We start from the raw sequence: 6,963 nt of genomic DNA, 5'->3' as shown, positions 1-6,963 counted from the left end.
CATCCGTCGCCATGATCGGTGATGATAGCGCCGCCAGCATCAGCAAAGCCAAAACCGGTTTAAGTCTCATCTTAGTCTCCATCCTGAAGAGGAGATGGTCCCGACAGACGAAAAGCTTTTCGATGCTACCAGAAACGGCATCCAAATTCCGGCCGCCGAGAGGATGATAGGGACTGGGCGGAGACGGCCCTCATGTTACTTCACGACCTTTACTTTCCGCCTTTGATACCTCATCCCCGATGATTCCTCGAACATCAGCCGGATCTCGGGAAACGGCCCATTGCCAATAGCCAAACCCACCATCTTCATTGACCGCCCTCACCCACTCGTCCAAGAAGTCCCGCTTGATCTTGTCCTTTTGGGTGTCTCGTCCCTTCGTTTCAAGGACAAGATAATTCCCTGAAGGGGCCGACTCCTGATCCTCGTTCTGGCCCTCCGGATCTGCGTCGAGCTTTATGATGAAATCAGGCAAATACCGATGGGTCTTACCCTCGAAGATGTAGTAGATGTCGAACCCCAAATGGTCGTTTTTTGCCCAGGCTTTCACGTGGGGGTTGTGGTCAAGCTCGAAGGCCTCGCACGCCTCCCAAGTGCTGTCCAGGACGCAAAAGTTGATGTGAGATTTTGCGGCCCGTTCACAAGGTTTGCCGGTATACCAGGTCCCCATATCCCCAGTTGATCTGATGGGTTTCTCTTTATCAGTGACCAGCGCCATAGATTCGGTATTCTGAAAATAGATGGATTGCCAGATGTGCTGGACCACCCTCCCCATGTTGGAGGTTAAAAGGATGCGCCGTTGAAGATCATCGCACCAGTTTGGCGGGTTTATCCTGATCTTGTCCGAAGCCAAGAATTCCTCTACTAGGTGGACCACCTGAGCCAGAAGCTCGAACTTGTCTCCTTTCCAGTCGTCGGGCTTCATCTGGTCGTAAACGTCTCTTGCCGTCTCGAATACGATCCTCTGCATCCTGAACTTCTCAGCTAAAGCCCTCAAATCGATCTCAGAGATGTTGGTGAGGTCTGCATTGCCCCCGATAATTCTGGCCAGCTCGGCTTTGGTGATGGTGTCGCTAATGTCCAAGGTTAGAGGAGAAATCTCGTCCCATTTCAGCGTGAGATGCGGTTTGTATTGGTGCTCGATCCGTATCAAGTTAGGCCACTTGATCTCGAATTCCATCTTCTCCGGATCTGGCTCTATTTGGGTCTTGGGCTTCGGCTGGGGACCAGGGATACCTTCCTTCGACTCATGAGGCAGAAATGCAAACGGGACTCCGAATATGTTGACGTACTCAGGATCGAACTTCCCATCCTTGTTTATCTCATAGGAGATTCGTCTCAGGCCTCGACCTACCACCTGCTCACAAAGGAGCTGGCTGGAGAAGGCTCTAAGTCCCATGATATGAGTTACCGTCTTGGTATCCCAACCTTCCGAGAGCATCCCCACCGAGATGACGTTCTGAATCTTCTCGCCTGGTTTTCCTTTTTTTCCTACGGTGTCTACCAGGATGCGGAGCAGTTGAGCCTGATCCTTCTTGGAGAGCTTTCGGTCGGTCTCTTCGTCGTCGAAGAGGTCGAGAACGTTTCCCGAAAGATCCTCCTGAGACTCGGCCTCCTTCATAACCTTGGAGTCGATGTGAAGGGTTTTGGCTGGATCGCACAGCTCTTCGATCAGGAACTTGTTGTGGTCGAAGGCGTATTTGATGCGGGCCGCGGTCTCAGTCTTATTGGTGACGGTTATCATCACTGGCGGAACGTCCGAGCCTTCCTCTTCCCACCTCTTCGCCCAGGCGAGCCAGTCGGTGCCCAGCAGATAATAAGCGTTCGTCACCAGCTTTGGGAGGGGTTCGTGCTCCTCTGCCTTCCTGCTGAGGTCCTCTCTAACGTCGGGATCGTTATAGATATGATAGAGCTTAGATTTGTACGTCTTTGAGTCTGGGAGGGCGTCATCCCTTATCACCATCCGGGGGGTCTTGACGAGACCGGACTCGATGGCGTCGTTGAGCCCGAAGTCGCTGACTATCCAGGGGAATAGAGCTGCCTCGGAGCTTGTCTTTCCCGTGGGGGCAAAGGGTGTAGCCGAGAAGTCGTAACATGCCTGGATGTTTCGGGTTCGGTGGATTCTGTCCAGTCCCCCCACCCACTTGGTAGCCTCCTCGATCTCCTCCTTCGTGAACCCCTTTATTTTGGACTCGGCGGGAACTCTCCAGGCGTGATGAGCCTCATCGTTAATCACCACCATGGTCCTGATTTGAGCCATATCGCCCAGAACCTCTCGGACGTAGGCCTCATCGCTCTTGGCCCCCCGCTTATCTACGCCCTTCTTCTTGGCGATCTGATCAGGGGTCTCCCAGTTGAGGGCGTGCCAGTTGACAACTTTGACCTTGGCCTGGTTGAGCTTCTCTCGCAGGCCCGTGGGAACTACTCCGAAGACGTCGTAGTAATTGCCCGGTGCTGATGGGATCAAGACTTGGAGCCTGCTCCTTACTGTCAAGCCAGGCGCCACCACCAAGAAGTATTTGGAGAAACGGGCATCCTGGGGGTAGGCGGTCTTGTTCAAAGCTTGCCAGGCTATGAGCATCGCCATGACTATGGTCTTTCCCGATCCCGTCGCCATCTTGGAGCAGAGCCGCTGCCAAGAGCCGCCATCTGAGGGGATCTCGATCCCGACCTTCTCGGCATCTGGGGCCTCGGAAAGCCATATCAGGGTCTCGATCGCCTCAAGTTGACAGAAGAAGAATCGAAGGTTTCTCTGCTGAGGGTCGTTCCAGTGCTCCAGGAGGCGCCGAGTGATCCCCGTCACGCCCGGATAGCCTTTCTCCCTCCAGGCGTCTACCCGCTCCCTGATCTTGTTGACGAGGGGGATCTCTACGATCACGCCCGAGTCGTCGTAAGATCCGGACCGGCCGGAGGCGATCACGTAACCCGCGGGCCGCCTTCCAGCCACTCTCTCGAAGTGCGTGGTCTTGGGGTCGTACTTCCAGTACTCTGAAGGCCTCTCGTAGGGGGAGTTGATGATCAGGGTGTCTATTTGGGTTCTCTTCACTGGTCTGCCTCCAGGATCTTCAGGCTCTCTATCCCCCGGTCGTCCACGATCTTAACGGCGGCCCTCTTGTTATCGCCGAGTTTAAAGGGGAGAGAGCGGGTCCCTCGATAAGCTTCGATCTTCTCTTCGTCGATCTCGGCTTTCAGGTTCTTTGCGAGCTTGCTCCATCCATCCTTGGAGCCAGCCATGGGGAAGAAGACTTGCCTGGGATAGAGGCTCCTCCCATCGTAGTCCGGGTCCAGCATCCAGAGGGCGATGTTTCCGACGCCGCCTGACTCGACGTTCCCGGTCTTGGTGTTGTAGTAGTCGAACCCCAGCACCTCGACCCGGTACTTGCCCAGGTCGTCGCCTTCCTCGATCTTCTCCAGCTTAACGTCGGGCTGGCCGATGAGCCAGAAGCTCTCGTTGCTGGACCGTTTCTTCTTCAGGTCCTCGGTGAGAAGGTCGCCGTTCATCTGAGCTTTGAGGAGAGTCACCCCTGGCCAGTTCATCTCGTCGATATCCTTGGAGGCCTCGGGGTCGAACTGGAAGGCGGCGAAGACGATGATCTTGGGCTTGGGGACGAGCTTCTGAGCATCCTCTACGGCTCGGGCCACCTGAGTCTGGTCCAAGGGGGCGTGCTCCGGCCCAAAGGATATGACAGCCCTCTGGGGGCCGTCGCCGTTCTTCGTCTCCGCATCCGCATGGAGCCAGCGAGCCCCCAGGAGAGGCTCCACCCTGGAGAACTGGAACCTCTGACCACCTTTGCCCCTTATGCCAGTCTTGAGAAGCTCTTCCCTCCATTCTGACTGGCGGAGGGTCTCGCCAGAGCGGGCTATCGACTCGTCGGCCTCTCCTTTCGGGGCCTCGATCTCTGCGAGGGGCTTGACTACAGGGGAGGGGACGGCCTCGACGGTGAAGGGGCCGGTCACCCGGACCTTGGATTTATCGATGAACGGCTGATCATAGAGGGTCTCCTGGGGGGCGTTCTTCTGAATTGATGCGTCCATCGCCTCCTGCATCTCCCTCTTCAGCCGCCAGAACTGGTCGAAATGGTACTTAGCATCTTGGAGCCAGGACTTATCCCAGTCTCTCGGGACTTCCCACTCCTCTATCGACCGACCCGAAGTTCGGCAGAGCTCGGCGAGAGACTCCTCAATCTTGGGGTGAACCCTCCCATAGATGGCGTCAATCTCCTCGTTGTGGGCGATCGACTTGAGGGTGATGTGGGGGACGGTTTTGTACTTGAAGCCGGAGCTGACGCCCTGGTCGGAGTAGGCCAGCTCGTAGTAATCGAAGATGGGGGTCATCAGCCTCTGCTTTGCGAGGGTGATTGCAACCCTGGAGGTGTCGCAGGTGATCCATCGGCGGCCCCATTGTTCAGCCACATAAGCGGTCGTCCCCGATCCGCATGTCGGGTCCAAAACCAGGTCGCCGGGGTCTGTGGTCATGAGGAGGCAACGTTGGATTACTTTTACCGCCGTTTGAACAACGTAGAATCGCTGAACAGCAAACGTACTTTCAAAAACGTCATCCCAAACATTTGACAAGGGCACAAGAGGGAAATCATCTGCATACATTTTATAGACCAGTGTCTTCCCAAATGCTGTGAGTCGGTTGGATTCTGCTAACTGGACCAGACCAGCATAAGAGGTTTTCCAATGAGTATTCGGTGGGAGCTGATATGCGATCCCTGCAAACTCAAAAGGAAATGTCCCGCTCTCTGTGGCCTCTCGCGCAACTAATGCTGAACTCTTGAACCGCCGACCACCAAAAGGCTTGGCTCCATTAAGTTCCTCTTTATCTAGCCGTCTGATACTTCCATCTGGCTTTTCGGTATAGTTATAAGCAGAAGCAAGCGTTTTTTGGGACCGCTCATTGAACAACTGTCGATACTTGCACTTGGCCTTATCCTTTGCATGCCAGAGAATGAAGTCGTTAACGTTCGACAATTGTGCGCCCAGTCCAGCCACACCGCGCACGAAGACTATTTCACTCACAAAATTCCCCGTTCCAAATATCTCGTCCATCAACTCCCGCACATGGTGTACGTTCTCGTCACTGATCTGCACGAAGATGCTCCCGCTCTCGCTCAGCAGCTCCCGCGCCAAAAGGAGTCGATCCCGTAAATAAGTGAGATAAGAGTGAATCCCCAGCTCCCAGGTGTCCCGGAATGCCTTGATCATCTCCGGCTCCTGGGTGAGGTCCTCGTCTTTGCCGTCCTTCACGTCCCTCTTGTTGACGAAGGGCTGAAAATTCGAGCCGTACCTGATGCCGTAGGGAGGATCGATGTAGATCATCTGGACCTGGCCGGCCATCCCCTCCTTCTCAATGAGGGAGTTCATCACCAGAAGGGAGTCACCGGCGATGAGGCGGTTGGACCAGTTGTGCTTATGCTTATAGAACTCGATCGCCTCTCGAAGGGGCGGATTCTCCCCCGAGAATTCGAATAGGGATTTCTGCCCCTCCTCGCCGTTGCCCTTCCGGACGGCTCGGATGATCGTCTTCGGGTCGATCCGCTCATGGACGTGAAGCGAGAAGGTGGGGACCTCAAAAGAAGTATGCTCGGCCTTACCGGCCCATTGGAGGGAGGGATCTATATGAGGGTCGTAGGCGTAGGTTTTCGTCACTTCTTGGATATCGGTCTCAGGAGTCACAAGGCCGACGGGGGGATTATTGAGCCGGGTCTTATCCTTATGATCGTACTGGTCAACGGTTTTTTTTGAGCCTTTTTCTGCACGTGCCATCTCGAACGTCTCCCTACGCCTGAATAGGACGTACCGTTATGTGAAAAACGTTTTGGTGTTATCTTCCCAGGATGAACCCCACCAGCCCCGCCGATACCCCCGCCTCCGCCGCCGCCTTCGCCACGATCTCCCCGGAGTCCAGCCCCTCGGCGCGAAGTTCCCCCGCTCTCTGGAGGATCGCCCCCTCGTCAACGGTGTAATATTCGTCTATGTCGGTCCTATGGCCCCATATCCGACCCGGAAAGACCTTCACCCCTTGGACCTCCAGGAGGCACCAAGTAGGCTTAGAAAGCTTTGGGAACCGCGACGGAGGGACCTCGATAGCCTTAAGTCGCGGGCATCTTTTCATCAGCTCGAAGAGGACGACGGCGGGGAGGGGGAAGGCCAGATGGACGACCCTCTCTCTTGGATCAAGTTTCGCTATCTCCTCCTTTGAGTTGACGATCCGGATCTTCATGGGGGGTTGCACGCTCCACAGGGCACGTATCCCGCTGCCCTGGCCTCCTCCGAGCTGGAGAACCAGATCTCGTTATGCGAGGCTATCGTCTTCCCCCACTTGCAAGACGGATAATGATACTTATCCGACCTCACAGAACCCACGAATTGCCCGCCCTTCGCGGTTGTGGCGGTGTCCGGGACCGGGGATAGTTCGGGCTGAGGTATCCCCTCTTCCCACCACGCCGCTGGGTCGAATTCGTTGTTTGTGAAGTCCTTAACTACGGCATGGCCAGCATCCACCAGAAGCCGGTTGAAGGGGTGGGTGGTGTTGATCGTCCCGTTGAGGTCCTCCAGGTAGACCACGGCGAGGATCCTCTCGTACATGTCCCGCCCGTCCTTCGACTTGTCATCGATATCCAGCCAGACCTTTTTCCCTAGCAGGGCCTCAGTGGAGGAGACCTTCGCTGGCGGTCCCTCTGGCGTGCTCATCTCCGGGGAGTCCACATCAGCCAGCCTCACCCGCTCGATTTCGTAGAGAATCCGGGGATCTGTCTTCTCGATTCTGAGGTCAAAGGTGTCGCCGTCGACGACGTTGGTAACTACGCCGCTCACCTCGTCACTGGCGGCCAATGCCATTATCGGCAAAAGATAGGCCAGCAACAGCAAAGCCAAAATCGGTTTCGGTCTCGTCTTAATCTCCCTCCTCTGGCGTGGTGGACTGTCGTGATCGCCGAAAAATGTTTCGGTGTCGGTTGG

Annotated in this window: 4 protein-coding genes; all 4 read right to left on the bottom strand. The window is 55.7% G+C overall.

Annotated features, from left to right (window positions below; translation table 11 throughout):
• Positions 1–190: 190 nt before the first annotated feature.
• Genes P0O24_RS01240 through P0O24_RS01225 form a run of 4 tightly spaced genes read right to left on the bottom strand, consistent with a single transcriptional unit; the run spans position 191 to position 6,819 of the window.
• Entirely contained in the window at positions 191–3,043 is a 2,853-nt protein-coding gene (locus P0O24_RS01240; RefSeq protein WP_316967917.1) for a BPTD_3080 family restriction endonuclease, read from the bottom strand.
• The gene (locus tag P0O24_RS01235) at positions 3,040–5,769 is read right to left on the bottom strand and encodes a site-specific DNA-methyltransferase (protein WP_449384944.1); all 2,730 of its coding nucleotides are present in this window, start codon (positions 5,767–5,769) and stop codon (positions 3,040–3,042) included. Before P0O24_RS01235 ends, P0O24_RS01240 begins: the two co-directional genes overlap by 4 nt.
• A 58-nt stretch (positions 5,770–5,827) precedes the next feature.
• Positions 5,828–6,226, bottom strand: a complete 399-nt coding sequence (locus P0O24_RS01230; RefSeq protein ID WP_316967916.1) for a DUF1699 family protein — start codon at positions 6,224–6,226, stop codon at positions 5,828–5,830.
• The gene (locus P0O24_RS01225) at positions 6,223–6,819 is read right to left on the bottom strand and encodes a thermonuclease family protein (protein WP_316967915.1); all 597 of its coding nucleotides are present in this window, start codon (positions 6,817–6,819) and stop codon (positions 6,223–6,225) included. Before P0O24_RS01225 ends, P0O24_RS01230 begins: the two co-directional genes overlap by 4 nt.
• Positions 6,820–6,963 lie beyond the last annotated feature (144 nt).

This window comes from Candidatus Methanocrinis alkalitolerans, assembly GCF_029167205.1.
Taxonomy (GTDB): Archaea; Halobacteriota; Methanosarcinia; order Methanotrichales; family Methanotrichaceae; genus Methanocrinis; species Methanocrinis alkalitolerans.
The sequence above is the reverse complement of the archived record's forward strand: the minus strand, read 5'-3'. Positions and strand labels throughout refer to the sequence as shown.

What these genes read in the sequence shown, in the direction of transcription:
- P0O24_RS01230 (WP_316967916.1), bottom strand. Translation starts at nt 6,226, where the DNA reads ATGAAGATCCGGATCGTCAACTCAAAGGAGGAGATAGCGAAACTTGAT.
- P0O24_RS01235 (WP_449384944.1), bottom strand. Translation starts at nt 5,769, where the DNA reads ATGGCACGTGCAGAAAAAGGCTCAAAAAAAACCGTTGACCAGTACGAT.